We start from the raw sequence: 14,311 nt of genomic DNA on the forward strand, positions 1-14,311 counted from the left end.
AACGTTTGTCCTATCCATTCGGTAGGCATTATCCGTACACCCGATGGATAACCTCCTCAAAATCCGGCTCCTCCATATGTACGTCCTCAATAATTCCCCAAGCGCTCATCGTCTGCAGCACCTCCATCGCTGTCGTTTCCTGCCGATTGCAGGCCACAGACATCATACGCGAATCAATCATTTGAATCTCATAAGGAGCTGTATGGATGGCAGGCTGTTGAATAGCTTCGCGAAACGTTATTTTCATCCTCGTTGGAAGTCCAATTCTTCCCCGCAGCTGCTGCAGCGTGCCATCATAAATCGCCTGACCCTGATTAATAACAATGACTCGGCTGCATAACTGCTCGATATCGTCCATATCGTGAGTAGTTAGCAAAATCGTTTTGTTCAACTCTCGGTTTAACAGCCGCAAATGCTCACGGATTTGCTTTTTGGCGAGCACATCCAGCCCGATCGTCGGTTCATCAAGAAACAGCAAATCGGGATCATGGAGCAGAGACGCAGCCAGATCGGCTCGCATTCGCTGACCAAGTGACAGCTTCCGCACCGGGGTGTCGAGAAATTCCTGCAAATTCAATACCTCACTCAGCTTCGCCAGTTGGCGTGCATAAGCCGGCTTTCCGATCTTGTACATCGCAGCGAGAATCTCGAACGAATCCTTGACCGGAAGGTCCCACCACAGCTGTGTACGTTGACCAAACACTACACCCAGCTGCCTGACCAGCTCCATCCGATTCTTTTGCGGACTACGCCCATTAATTGTCACTTCTCCAGAGGTGGGGTGCAAAATGCCGCAGAGCATCTTGATCGTAGTCGATTTACCCGCTCCGTTCGGCCCAATATAACCAACAAATTCGCCTTTTGGTATCTCAAAGCTGATATCCTTTACGGCTTCAACCAAGCGGTAATCTCGCGCAAGTAAAGTTCTCAGCCCCTGCAATCGACCTTGTTTGACGATAGGAATTCGAAATGTCTTATGCAAGCTTTTGGCAATAATCATACGTTTCCTCCTTTTAGACGCCCAATGAATGAGTCTCGCTGCGGTCGTGGCATAGCTTGCGTACCCTAATTACGTTCCCGTGCTCTGATAATGCGAAATCCCGTACCGCCAGAAACGCAGCGCCGCGAGCAGGAGCAGGAGCGCTACCGTTAAGGTGGCAAACACCACCCAGGGTCCCAGCTCACCGCGAATCACATACAGCGACGGCACATAGGCGGTAAAGCCCATCGGCACAATCGTCAGTAAAACGACCCGCATCCACTGTGGATAAATAGTCAAAGGGTACTGCCCCGCAATAGTGGCTGCATTATCCGTGATCCGCTGCAAATCATCGATCCGATGTGTCCAGAAGCCTACCGCTGCTGTTGCCAATCCAATTGAAAAGGTGATTGCCGTCCCACTCACCACAATCACGCAGGTAAGTGGGATCACCCACCAAGACACCTGCCCGCTCGCGATCAAATGCTGGAGACATATACTAACCAGGATCAAACCAAGAATGAGCTCCCCTAGCATCGGACGAAAATTCCGCGTCATTAACACGAGCAGCACTGGCGCCGGACGAATTAGCAGGCCGTCCAGCAGGCCTTGCACCAGGTATTTTTCAAAATTGTTGACTTCCGAAGCCAACATCCTATAGAAGGCTCGGGTGAACATCATGATCGTAAACAGGTACCCAACCTCATACACACTCCAACCCTGAATACCATTGAAACGATAAATAACTGTTGCCACAGTCAGGAATTCCAGCGAGAACATGAATAAAGCCATCATTGTAGAAAAAATAAAATTGAATTTGTACTGCATCTGTCCGCGAAGGCTAGCTCCCGCCATACGGGCATACAGCTGTATCCAGCTCATCCGCCCTGCACCTCCACCTTGCGACGCATCGTATGGGTCAGCAGCAAAGCCGCGGTTGTCAGTCCGAAGCACCAAATCAGAGAATGACCGAGAACCGTAACAGCATCTAATTCAAGATAAATTCGTGTCGGATAATATTGCAGACAAGGATAAGGAGAGAACAGACTAATGGTCTTAAGCCACCCGGGCAGCCAGGTTATAGGAATAAAAAATCCGGAGAGCAGCATATTCAGCGCATGATGCACATGCCATAACCAACGTGACTCCGTGGTCCATAAGGCAGTGATTCCAACCAGGTAGGATATACAGAGTGAGAGATAAGCGGATAAAATGAGGGCTATGAAGGTCCACAGCCAGGTTAGCGGATGCTGAGGTGTTTGAATTTGCAGGAAAATAACATAGATGAGATAGATGGGTATAGTACTGTACAGGAACTGATAGACCAACTGTCCCCATTCCCGGCTGAGTAAGTACCAGAAGAACGGCATCGGCTTCATCAGTTCGTGAGCGATTTGTCCGGTTCGAACCATGCCGTCAATCCCTAATCCCCCTGACGGAAATAAAATCCAGATACAGGCTTGATTGAACGCAATATAACTGATCATTCCATGCAGTCCGTATTCACCAAGCGACTGATCATGGCTGATACCCGCCCAGATCGACATGTATACATATCCGATCGCGACACTGGCGAGCATCCGAAGTAAGTGCGCTTTCCGGTACTGCAATTGATTCAGATACCCTTTGCGGGCTAACGTTAAGGAAAACATGAGCACCTCCAGCTCTTTCCACTCTGAGATCTGCTTTCAAACGGTGACATAATCGAAGCAACATGTAAAATATAAAGTAAATTGGAAAAAAAGACTAGACTGTTTCTTTTCCGTGTGTTATTCTATTATTATAGAGAGCGGTTACATTTCTATTTCTAGTTGAACTTTGAAAAAATCAACTCTAGTTAAAATTTACCTACGGGGCCTATGCGCGTCGTTTATTTTTGTTTATATGGATTCTAACTACAAATTGAAGAGCAATGCTTTTCAATTCCTATCCACCTTTGGACACTCGTTCCAAAGGTTTTTTTGTACGTTTACCAATCATTCTTTCATTCTTATACTGCCTACTTTCCACGCGCGAGTAATGGGATCCAGATGCGCTGCATCCTACAAAGGGGCTACTCTCTTCAAAACCGTATGATGAGGTTATTGCGTTCATTGTAACGGTAAATAATTATTTCTCTTGAGACACAGTGAATCACTTCGGTCGATCCGTTATAATGGTTAACAAGAGGAGGAGATAGATAGTGGGAGAACCTTTAAAGGCGATGTACAATGAACATTTTTTGCGCAGCTTTGGCGAAAAAGTACGTGCTGCTTACGGAGCTTTCCAAACGGAGAGTTTCATTGCAGCGTCAATGGATGATACGTGGGAGGGGCTGGAATTGAAGGCCCGGATGCGGCGGATTACCCAGACGTTAGGGGCGCATCTGCCGAACCGATATGAAGAAGCAATAGACATCCTGTTTGCCATCGACGAGACTTGTGTTGGCTTTCCTTACCTGTTCTTTCCTGATTTCGTGGAGACATTTGGCCAAGCGGATGAACATTGGGCGCTTTCCATGAAAGCTCTGGAACGCTTCACACCGAAGTCCTCAGCGGAATTTGCCGTAAGGCCGTTCCTGCTGAGCGAGCCGGAGCGAATGATGTCTCAAATGGAGATCTGGTCCACTCATCCGGATGAGCATGTCCGAAGGCTGGCGAGTGAGGGCTGCCGACCACGGCTGCCGTGGGGACAAGCACTCCCTATGTTTAAAAAGAACCCGGCTCCAGTGCTGCAGGTGTTGGAGCGGTTAAAGGAAGATGCTTCGCTTTATGTACGCAAAAGTGTTGCCAACAACCTGAATGACATCGCGAAGGATCACCCCTCGGTTGTGCTGGATACTGCTCGTCGCTGGAAAGGCATCCATCCACATACAGACTGGATTGTACGACACGGCTGCAGAACCATGATCCGCAAGGCTTATCCTGAGGTGATGACGCTTTTTGGCTATGCGGAAGCGACAGAGTCTGCGGCTCTTACTAGCGGCGAGATATGGTCGGCCATGCCTTCTGTGCTGCCAATTGGCGGAATCTGCGAGCTGCGGTACGAGCTGCGCATTCGGGAAGGCGAACCGGCTCATGTCCGCATTGAATACGGAATCGAATTTATAAAATCCGGAGGACGTACATCACGCAAGTTGTTCCTGCTATCCGACAAAACTGTGCCTGGCGGCACCTCTCTAAACGGCACTCGAACTCATCGCTGGTCGGATCTCACCACCCGTCGTCATTATCCGGGCGAGCACCGAATAGCCTTGCTGGTAAATGGACACGAGGTTGCTTTTACGATGATCCAGCTTGAAGAGACGCCTACAGCTTGACCTCAGAAGAAGCACAGAAATAATAGGGCTGTTGATTTCATGCACCTTTCATTCATAGGGAATCCAGCCTTTGGCACCTATTTGATTGGAAAGCATGAACAACAGCAGTATAATAAAACGATAATGTCCCATTGTGCTTAGGCTTTGATCAGATTAATACGTTAGAGGGGTTGCGTAGTGGACGAGAAAGACTGTAAGGTTTTACTCATCATATTTGAGGAACAAAATTTGTCCAAGGCAGCGGAACGCCTTTACATTACCCAACCGGCCCTAACGTATAGAATCCGGCAGCTGGAAAAGCAGTATCAATTGCAAATTGTTCAAAAGGTAGGCAAGAACATCAAGTTCACAACAGAAGGCAAGCATCTTGTCGACTATGCAAGGAAATCACTGCAAGAGGACCAGCGGTTTAAAGAATTCATTATTAACTTAAAGAGCGAGATTCAAGGGACGCTGCGGCTTGGAGTTTCCAGCCATTTTACGCAATATAGGCTTGCCCCTGTTCTTCAACAGTTTCTTGAGCTGTATCCCAAAACAGAAATATACCTGAACACGAGCACGAACCAGGAGATCTTTCAGGCTCTCGAAAATGGCGGCCTTCATGTCGGGATTGTTAGAGGGGAATTCAACTGGATTGATCAAAAATATTTGATGAGTGAGGACCCTTTTTATATCATTTCCAAAAATGAAATTGATCTGGAGCAGCTCCCATTACTGCCTCGGATTAGCTATCGAACGAATACGCCTCCACTTAATAAGTTCGGCTATAAACCCGACACGCTTCTTTTGGAAGCGATCGATGGGTGGTGGAAGGATCGGTATAACGCTCCTCCACATATTACAATGAACGTCAGCAACTATGAAACGTGCAAGCAGCTTGTCACGCATGGGCTCGGCTATTCTATCGTTCCCCAGCTCTGCTTGCATCCGCAGGACACCTTTTACAAATATCTCATGACCTTCCGAAGCGGACAGCCCTTGGTCAGAAAAACATGGCTCATTTACAAGGAGCCTTCTTTGGAAATCAATCTGGTCAATGAATTTATTAACCATATCAAATCCTTAAACCTTCAAGAATTAATAGGACGAAATCATGAAAAAGAGACTCAAGGATGATTAACATCTCTTCAGTCTCTTTTGGGTTTATGTTATAAGCTGCTCATAAATGCACTTTTGGCTTTATCGAATTCTTCTTTCACTTCAAGAAGCAGATTAGGTACCGTAATTAAATCATAAGCGGAGCACGCAAGAGCTTTCGAAGCCAAGATTACAGCCTGATGCCCTTCTTCACTCGTTCCAGCTTCAACCCATTCGGTAGAATGACTGGCCGTACCGAAAGGAACAAAAGCGACCCGCAGACAGGCACCGGGAACAATATATGTCACATTGCCAAAATCAGTAGAGCCTGTACTCGATCTTGGAGGAGATATTTCCTTAATCCCTGCTTCTTCGGCGTTTTTCAATAAGACTTGATTCAGTCTGTCCACGTTGACTTTATTTTCACATCTTTTTACTTCTTTAATCGTTAATTTGCTTCCTGTGGCAAGAGCCGCCCCACGTGCCGCATTATACACCCGCTCCAATACCGTGTCCAAATAGGGACGGTCTGCTGCCCGCACATAAAACTGAGCTGTAGCCAAATCAGGAACAATATTCGCTGCAATGCCCCCGTTGGTAATCACTCCATGCATTTTAACGTCTGAGCGGACATGCTCACGTAAATATTCTATGGCGTTAAACGTCATAAGAACCCCGTCAAGTGCACTAATCCCTTTCTCCGGGGCTACGGCAGCATGCGCAGCTTTTCCTTCGAATATAAAATCGATCAAATTCATAGCGAGCGATTTGCCGTCTACTGTCGTGCGGTCGCCTCCATGCATCATTAAGGCTACGTCTATGTCATCAAAAACACCGGCTTTGATCATAGGTAATTTACCACTGGTTGTTTCTTCTGCAGGAGTCCCATAAACAACGATCGTTGCCGGCACATCTCCCAGATTTTGCGAAAGCGCAATGGCTGCCCCTACTATAGAAGAGGCTTGCAGGTTATGTCCGCATCCGTGCCCCAATCCTTCCAAAGCATCGTATTCGCACAGTAATCCAATTATCGGACCGCCTGCTTGATTGGCATATGTGGCCTTAAAAGCTGTCGGCAAGCCGGCAAGCCCCTGCTCCACTTGAAAATGATGGGCAGCTAAGGTACGGGTCAATAATTCCACTGCTTGAAACTCATTATTGCCTAATTCCGGGTGATCGTGTATAAAATCGTTAATTCCGATTATGGTATCCCGAAGGCTATCCACCGAAGCATATATGTTCTGTTTGGACTTACTCACACGCTCTACCTCCAGATGACATTCTCATTAATTATACAAATGGCATGCGACAAATTGGCCGTTGACTTCCTTAAGCTCCGGCTTTTCTGTCCGGCAAATTGCCATACACTCGCTGCAACGGGGATGAAATGTACAGCCTGAGGGCGGATTGGCAGGACTTGGAACGTCCCCTTGCAGTACAATTCTTTCTTTCTTAATTAAAGGATTCGGGATCGGCACGGCAGACAACAAAGCTTTCGTATACGGATGTTTAGGCGCATTAAATAACTCGTTTTTATCGGAAAGCTCCACAATTCTGCCTAAATACATCACGCCGATCCGATCACTGATATGCTTAACGACGCTCAAATCATGGGCAATGAATAAGTACGTTAATTGAAACTGCTCCTGCAAATCCTGAAGCAAATTGATTACCTGGGATTGAATGGATACATCCAGCGCAGAGACAGGCTCATCCGCAACGATCAGCTTGGGATTCAAGGCCAAAGCCCGTGCAATCCCGATCCGCTGACGCTGCCCACCGCTGAATTCATGTGCATACCGTTTGGCATGATAGCTGCTTAAACCGACGACATTCAACAATTCCTCGACGCGACGGTCCATCTCTTTTCCTGAAGCGATGTTATGAATCTGCAGCGGCTCTGCGATAATGTCGCCTACCGTCAAACGCGGGTCCAGAGAGGCATAAGGATCCTGAAAAATAATTTGCAAATCTTTGCGAAGTTTTCTTAGCTCTTGCGGCTTCATGCCAACCAGATTTTGCCCTTCGTATAGGACTTCACCCTCGGTAGGCTCCAGTAATTGGAGTATCGTTCGCCCGGTAGTCGACTTGCCACAGCCGCTTTCCCCTACCAAACCCAGCGTTTCCCCTTTGTAGATGGTAAAGTTCAATCCATCCACAGCTTTAACGTGATTAACGGTTTTACTGAAAATCCCTTTTTTGATCGGGAAGTATTTTTTTAAATTATGGACCTCAATTAGCGGTTTTTTCATCTCGGGTCTCCCCCTGACTGTATGAATGAAGCCAGCAGCGGCTATAATGTCCTGGTTCGACTTCCTCCAGCAGTGGTGCATTTGTGCGGCACATGTCCATGGCAAATTCACATCGAGGAGCAAACGAACAGCCTTTGCGTAAGCTGCCAGGAACCGGCACGTTGCCCTGAATGGAATACAATCTTTTTTCATCGCCATCCAATGTAGGTATGGATTTCATTAATCCTTGCGTGTAAGGGTGCTTGGGGTTCGTAAAGATTGCGATAACATCCCCTTCTTCCACGACTTTACCGCTGTACATGACCACGACACGATCGCACATTTCGGCTACTACACCCAAATCATGCGTGATCATCATAATCGCCGTATTTTGCTCAGCTCTTAATTTTCTCATCAAATCCAAGATTTGCGCCTGAATCGTTACGTCCAGTGCAGTAGTCGGCTCATCGGCAATGAGCAGCTTGGGCTGGCACGACATCGCTATCGCAATCATGACACGCTGCCTCATCCCACCAGAGAGCTGATGCGGATAGTCATCTACGATTTGCTCAGGCCTCGCCATACCTACCAATTTGAGCATCTCGATCGCATGTTCTCTTGCCTTTTGCTTACTATATTTCAAATGGATTTCCACAGATTCACCGATCTGCTGACCTATCGTGAACACCGGATTTAATGAAGTCATCGGTTCCTGAAAGATCATAGCCATTTCATTGCCGCGAATGCCTCTCATTTCCGCTTCCGTAAGAGCCAATAGATCCTTACCATTGAATTCGATGGAGCCCCCGACCACTTTGCCCGGTGTAAGCCTCATTGTGGTTAATGAGGTTACACTTTTTCCACAGCCGGATTCACCAACGATTCCTACCGTTTCTCCCTCATAAATCGTGATGTCCACACCATCTACAGCCGGAACTACACCTTCATCGGAATAAAAGTACGTTTTGAGCTCTTTAATATCCAGCAGCTTTTTCTTCAATGTTTGACCTCCCACATCACAGATTCATTTCATTACACCTTGAAGCGAGTCGATTATAGCTTCATTTTAGGATCTAGAGCGTCGCGCAGACCGTCGCCCAGCATGTTAAATGCTAGCACCATAAACATGATAGCCAGCCCTGGTATCGTGCTGACGTGGGGTGCTGTCCGCAAATATTCGCGGCCTGTACTTAGCATAGCTCCCCATTCCGGTGAAGGAGGTTGTGCGCCCATGCCCAGAAAGCTAAGCCCTGAGGCTGTCAAAATCGCCGTGGCGATGCGCAGTGTAGATAAAACAATAATAGGTGCAATGCTGTTGGGAATGACGTGTTTAAATATAATGAGCGCATTCGTGGCACCCATCGCTTTGGCAGCTTCAATGTATTCTTTGTTTTTTACAGAAATGACAGCGCTTCTTGAAATCCGTGAGAAGGTCGGCACAGAAAAAATACCGATCGCGATCATTACATTGACCATGCTTGGTCCCAAGACACTAACGATGGCAAGCGCCAGCAGGAAGCTCGGGAAAGCCATGAAAATATCCATAATACGCATAACTATAGAATCAACGAACCCGCCAAAATAACCGGAGATCGTCCCGAGTGCTACGCCGAAAACTACAGAAATCAATACGCCGACAATACCGATCATTAGCGAAATTTGGGCACCGTAAATGACTCTCGATAAAATATCCCGTCCAAACTCGTCATTCCCAAACGGATGACTCCATGTCGGAGGCTCCAGCATCAAATCCATGTTTTGAACGAACGGATCATAAGGAGCAATAAAACGCGCAAAAAGAGCTACGATGACGAAGATCACAACCATCCACAGTCCGACCATGGCCCTTTTATTTTTTTTGAATCGGCTTACCATCATCTGTACAGGTGAGCGCGGCGTATAGGATTGCTCAAATGGATTGCTTTCAGCTTGTGATGCCGATGCTGACTGACTCATGAAATGGCTCCTTTCTTAATCATATCTCACCCTCGGGTCTACAAGACTGTAGCATAGATCAACAATCAGGTTGACAATGACAAATATCGTGGCGATAAACAGCACGGTGCCTTGAATCGCCGGATAATCGCGAAATTGAATCGATTGAATCACATATCGTCCTAGCCCGTTCATGGAAAATACGGTTTCCGCGAGTACCGCTCCGCCCAATAAATGGCCAAATTCCAAGCCGATGATCGTAATAATCGGGATAAGCGCATTTTTCAAGGTATGCTTATAAATGACCAGGTTTTCCTTGACGCCCTTCGCGCGGGCCGTACGCACAAAGTCCTGATGAATGACCTCCAGCACGGAAGATCGGGTAAGGCGAGCCAAAATAGCGGAAGAAGAAAGTCCGATGGCCAGCGCAGGAAGAATAAAATACTTAAAGCTGTCGCTGCCGCCTGAAGGCAGAATACGAAGATAATATGAGAAAATTAAGATCAGCATAAGACCCAGCCAGAACACAGGCATGGAAATCCCGAATAACGAAAACATCATAGTCGCATTATCTCTCAAGCTGTTAGGCTTCGTAGCAGAGAAAATTCCGGCAAAAAGCCCTACAATAATCATAATGACAATAGCCATTAGGGTTAGCATAATCGTCGTTGGAAAACGGGTTAAAATTTCCGTCATTACAGGCCTGTTGGAGCGCAGCGACGTACCCAGATCTCCTTTTGCCAGGTTGACCAGATACGTTCCGTATTGCGCATACAAAGGCTCATTTAATCCCAAGCGATCACGAACTAGCGCAACATCCTCTTCAGTGGCATCATTTCCCGCAACCAGTCGGGCAGGATCTCCCGGGACGGCGTGAATCAGGATAAATACAAGAATGGATACACCAATCAAGGTAGGAATCATCTGGAGCACACGCTTTATGATATAACTAAACAACTGGATGCCTCCTTTACAAAAATAGGGGGATATGCTCCCCCTGATCCGCTAAACCTTATTATTTTTTGACAACATCACGAAGGATGAGTCGCTCATTGTTCCAGTTATACACATTGTCAAGATTGCTTCTATATCCTGTGGTTTGTTTGTAATCCAGCAGGAAAATCCATGGAGCTTGATCTTTGATCAGCTTGAGCGCATCATTATAAATCTTTTTACGTTCATCCGGATTGGCCGATTTCATCCCTTTGTCGATTAAAGCATCCACATCGGGATTTGCCAGTTTGGAATAGTTGCTTGCGCCTTTGGTTGCCAAGATCGGTCTTAGGCCCCAATCTGCATCGTTCGTAGAAGTACCCCAGCTGTTCAAGGCTAAGTTAAATTCTGCTTTTGGATCGCGTGTCGCTTCCTGGAAAGCACCGAATTCCCATTTACGGTATTCGACTTTCAGTCCTACAGCTTGAAGATTGCCTTGAATGTACTCAGCAATTTGACGGTCCATCAAGTAACGTCCGTCCGGTGTCCATAATTTAATCGTGGTTCCCGGTGCCACTCCCGCTTCGGCCAACAACTGTTTTGCTTTCTCCGGATCATAAGGATAAGCGCCAACAGAAGAATAACCCCACACCATGTCCCCAATTGCCGCATCGGCTACTTTTGCCTGGCCGGACATGATTTTCTTAACTATCGTTTCTTTATCCACCGCATAGTTCAACGCTTGACGAGCCTTCACGTTATCAAATGGTGCGCGTGTCGTATTAATCGACATATATAAGTTTCTGGAGCTTGGCTCCACATTGATTTTAATTTTATCGTTAGTTTTAAGACGTTCCACATCGGTAGTTACAACCGGTACGATGATATCCGCTTCACCGGTTTCCAGCATGATGGAACGCGCGGAATTTTCAGCTACAGTTTTAAACGTAATGGTTTTCATCTTGGGCTTGTCGCCCCAATAATCGGCGTTAGCCTCAAATACGACTTTGTTGCCCGGGACCCATTCCTTAAGTTTATAAGGACCGGAGCCAACTGGCGATTTGCCTACATCTTTACCTTTTTCTTTAACATTCTTAGGGCTATGAATTCCGCCGTTTGTATGGGCAAAGGTAATCAGTGCAGGTCCAAAAGGGAATTTCAAATCAAAGCTCACCTTGTATTCACTGTCTACGGTAACTTTATCGATAAACTCTGCGTACAACGAGTAGCGATTCAGCTTATTATCTTTGTTGATAACCCGGTCAAATGTGAACTTTACCGCTTCCGCATTGACAGGTGTGCCATCCTGAAATTTCGCTCCTTCACGAAGCGTAAACGTAATTTTCTTGCCATCTGGCGATACAATCCAATCTTTAGCCAGCTGCGGGACAATATTGTTCGTTTTATCCAAGGTAACCAGCTTATCGAATAAAAGCTCGTTGGCATTATTGGATATACCGTCGCTTGTATCTTGAGGGTCCAAGGTAACCGGTTCAGAGCCTAGAGCAACAATCAGATCCTTTGGCACGTTGGCACTATCTCCCGCGGACGGAGCGCCGCTGCTACAGGCAGATAGGAGAAGAACGAACGCTAAAACAAGTAGTAATGATGTCTTTTTCAAAACAATTTCCCCCTTTTAAAATATAAATGACTCTTATATATGGTCTAAAAGTCCGGTGGATAATGAGCGGATCGACCAAATGATCTTGGAAAAGCGTCAGCGATCGGAAGGATATTCGGCCGTGCAGCGGGACTTATTCATCGGACTTTTAAGCAAACTCGTGAATAACCGCAGCAACCATCTTTATACCATAAATATAGTCACTGACCAAAATATTTTCATTAGGAGCATGCTTCCTGGAATCTCCATTTCCCACTCCAAAGCCAATCGTCGGAATACCAAACTGCTGACAAAGCTGGTACATCGGTCCTGAACCGGGATTCATCAAAACCTTCTGGGGCGCTTTACCGCTTACTTTCTCCGCTGCCTGCATCACTTTCTGAACAAGCGGATGGGTGGGATCGGTTTTGGCCGCTCGTGTTCCTTTTCTGGCAATAATCTCAATGTCCTCAAAGCCGTGACAGTCCAAATGCTCTCTTAGCAGCTGCACAATCTCCTCGGGATCTTGATCAGGAACAAGACGAAAATCAAGCTTGGCCCTCGCCTCTGAAGGTAGAACCGTTTTGGAGCCTTCCCCTGAATACCCGGAGTATATCCCGCAAATGTTGCATGTGGGCTGAAAAATCAGCTTTTCCTTCAAGGACTTGCCGGTTAGATTCAATAAAAATTGATCGATTCCGTATCTTTGCAGCGTTTCCTCCTCGGGATAATCCATCGTTTCGAGAATTTCACTCTCTGCCTCCGACATCGGCAATACCCGATCATAAAACTTATCTATCTGTATTTGTTCTTCCTGATTTTTTAAGGTACTGAGCGCCCATACCAATCGCCATGCAGGATTCACGACTACTGCGGCATTCAGGGAGTGCATATCCGAGCTAGCGCCTTTTACGACCAATTCAATATAAAGAATACCCTTGGTCCCCAATTTGAGTTCAATGCTTTTATCTGCATAAATGATCCCATTTTCCCAAATGCACAAATCAGCTTTCACTTTATTCGGATGATTCTCTATAAAATCAGGTAAATTGAGGCTGCCCTTCTCTTCCTCCCCTTCCACAATAAATTTGATATTAATGGGAAGTTCACCGTACACTTGCTGATAGGCATGAATAGCACAAATACGTGCCATAAGCGCACCCTTATTATCAGCGGAGCCTCTGGCCGTCAGCACATCACCCTGAATGTCAGCCGCAAAAGGATCACACCGCCACAATTCAATCGGATCCTCAGGCTGGACATCATAATGGTTATAAAATGAAATCGTTTTCTTGTTACCGGAAAAAAAATGCCCATACACAACCGGGTGACCTTTGGTTTCAATAATTTCAGTGGAACCGCCCATTTGCTGCAAGTAGTCCTCTACCATCCGAGACGCTTCCTCAATCCCTCTATTCTGGGTCGAGACACTCGGAATCTTACATAAATCCTGCAGCCATTTCACGTACATGTCTTGATGTTGTTCGATATAGCGATATACAAGCTCCATAGGGTGTCCTCATCTCCGTATTTCTTGGAAGAAGCATATACGCGCAGTCTGCTTAACGTGATCCCCCTCCATGTAATGATTCGTAACATGATATTTGTACCCTAGTATAACACCCCACTTTTTGAATGTATAATTTATAATTTTATCAATAATCGATAAAAATTTTTTTAATTATTTACTTTTGCTTGCTTTATCGCACGAATAAATGTAGTGATTCTTATTGAATATAACAGCCTCTTCTTCCTTGCTAAAACCAATCTTCTCTGCCACACGTATAGATGCCATGTTTCTTGGGTCTATAATGCTAACTAATTTACTCAAGCCTACTTGATAAAATCCATACTCCTTGCAAGCTAAGGCTGCCTCCGATGCATAGCCTTTGGACCAATGCTGTTTACTAATGTGGTACCCGACCTCAATTTCTGTTTTGCCGTTTATTTGCTGTTTAATCAGACCACAATCGCCAATACATACATGGGTATCCTTCAAACAGACAGCCCAAAGCCCAAATCCATCCTTATCGTACCTTGCTATATTTCTTTGAATCCATTGTTCTGTTTGCTGGAAACTGAAAGGAGATGGATAAAATTGCATCGTTTCCGGATCGGAAAAAAGGTGATACAAAGCATCGATATCCTCATTGATATAGTGTCTTAAATACAGTCTGGGCGTTTCAAGTATCATCATTTGGCTTTCTCCTCAATATAGGAATAGTTTACTGCTGTTTATTGTTCATTGTCTAAATCTT

The 14,311-nt window shown here is 46.0% G+C and carries 13 protein-coding genes; 2 read left to right on the forward strand and 11 right to left on the reverse strand.

Annotation, left to right across the window (positions count from 1 at the left end; all coding sequences use genetic code 11):
* Positions 1-28: 28 nt before the first annotated feature.
* From BM210_RS20630 to BM210_RS20640, 3 genes are all read right to left on the reverse strand, one after another.
* Positions 29-1,000 (reverse strand): ABC transporter ATP-binding protein, encoded by a 972-nt coding sequence (locus BM210_RS20630; protein ID WP_091172905.1) that lies wholly within the window; start codon positions 998-1,000, stop codon positions 29-31.
* 69 nt (positions 1,001-1,069) lie between these two features.
* Positions 1,070-1,861: an ABC transporter permease gene (locus tag BM210_RS20635; RefSeq protein WP_091172907.1), complete on the reverse strand. Its 792-nt coding sequence runs from the start codon at positions 1,859-1,861 to the stop codon at positions 1,070-1,072.
* The gene (locus BM210_RS20640) at positions 1,858-2,631 is read right to left on the reverse strand and encodes an ABC transporter permease (RefSeq protein ID WP_091172909.1); all 774 of its coding nucleotides are present in this window, start codon (positions 2,629-2,631) and stop codon (positions 1,858-1,860) included. Before BM210_RS20640 ends, BM210_RS20635 begins: the two co-directional genes overlap by 4 nt.
* 530 nt (positions 2,632-3,161) lie before the next feature.
* Between BM210_RS20640 and BM210_RS20645 the strand changes: the two genes are divergently transcribed.
* On the forward strand, positions 3,162-4,277 hold the full coding sequence (locus BM210_RS20645; protein WP_091172912.1) for a DNA alkylation repair protein: 1,116 nt from the start codon (positions 3,162-3,164) through the stop codon (positions 4,275-4,277).
* A gap of 177 nt (positions 4,278-4,454) precedes the next feature.
* Positions 4,455-5,393 carry a LysR family transcriptional regulator gene (locus tag BM210_RS20650; RefSeq protein ID WP_091172914.1) on the forward strand — a complete coding sequence of 313 codons (939 nt, stop codon included), beginning with the start codon at positions 4,455-4,457 and terminating at the stop codon, positions 5,391-5,393.
* Between the two features lie 32 nt (positions 5,394-5,425).
* On the opposite strand, the gene BM210_RS20655 is transcribed toward BM210_RS20650, so the two are convergent.
* From BM210_RS20655 to BM210_RS20690, 8 genes are all read right to left on the reverse strand, one after another.
* Positions 5,426-6,613, reverse strand: a complete 1,188-nt coding sequence (locus BM210_RS20655; RefSeq protein WP_091172916.1) for a M20 family metallopeptidase — start codon at positions 6,611-6,613, stop codon at positions 5,426-5,428.
* Between the two features lie 27 nt (positions 6,614-6,640).
* A complete protein-coding gene (locus BM210_RS20660; protein WP_091172919.1) occupies positions 6,641-7,606 on the reverse strand; it encodes an ABC transporter ATP-binding protein in 966 nt (321 codons plus the stop codon).
* Positions 7,587-8,585 (reverse strand): ABC transporter ATP-binding protein, encoded by a 999-nt coding sequence (locus tag BM210_RS20665; protein ID WP_091172921.1) that lies wholly within the window; start codon positions 8,583-8,585, stop codon positions 7,587-7,589. The genes BM210_RS20660 and BM210_RS20665 overlap by 20 nt, the downstream gene beginning before the upstream one ends.
* Positions 8,586-8,638: 53 nt before the next feature.
* Positions 8,639-9,541 carry a nickel transporter permease gene (nikC, locus tag BM210_RS20670; RefSeq protein ID WP_091172924.1) on the reverse strand — a complete coding sequence of 301 codons (903 nt, stop codon included), beginning with the start codon at positions 9,539-9,541 and terminating at the stop codon, positions 8,639-8,641.
* A 15-nt stretch (positions 9,542-9,556) separates the two neighbouring features.
* The gene (gene nikB, locus BM210_RS20675; RefSeq protein WP_091172927.1) at positions 9,557-10,477 is read right to left on the reverse strand and encodes a nickel ABC transporter permease; all 921 of its coding nucleotides are present in this window, start codon (positions 10,475-10,477) and stop codon (positions 9,557-9,559) included.
* Positions 10,478-10,535: 58 nt separating this feature from the next.
* Positions 10,536-12,074 (reverse strand): glutathione ABC transporter substrate-binding protein, encoded by a 1,539-nt coding sequence (locus BM210_RS20680; RefSeq protein ID WP_177237923.1) that lies wholly within the window; start codon positions 12,072-12,074, stop codon positions 10,536-10,538.
* Positions 12,075-12,222: 148 nt separating this feature from the next.
* On the reverse strand, positions 12,223-13,563 hold the full coding sequence (locus BM210_RS20685) for a M20/M25/M40 family metallo-hydrolase (RefSeq protein WP_091172932.1): 1,341 nt from the start codon (positions 13,561-13,563) through the stop codon (positions 12,223-12,225).
* 171 nt (positions 13,564-13,734) lie between these two features.
* Positions 13,735-14,250, reverse strand: a complete 516-nt coding sequence (locus tag BM210_RS20690; RefSeq protein ID WP_091172935.1) for a GNAT family N-acetyltransferase — start codon at positions 14,248-14,250, stop codon at positions 13,735-13,737.
* Between the last annotated feature and the right edge of the window lie 61 nt (positions 14,251-14,311).

Source organism: Paenibacillus sp. 1_12, from assembly GCF_900114475.1.
In the GTDB taxonomy this organism is placed as follows: domain Bacteria; phylum Bacillota; class Bacilli; order Paenibacillales; family NBRC-103111; genus Paenibacillus_S.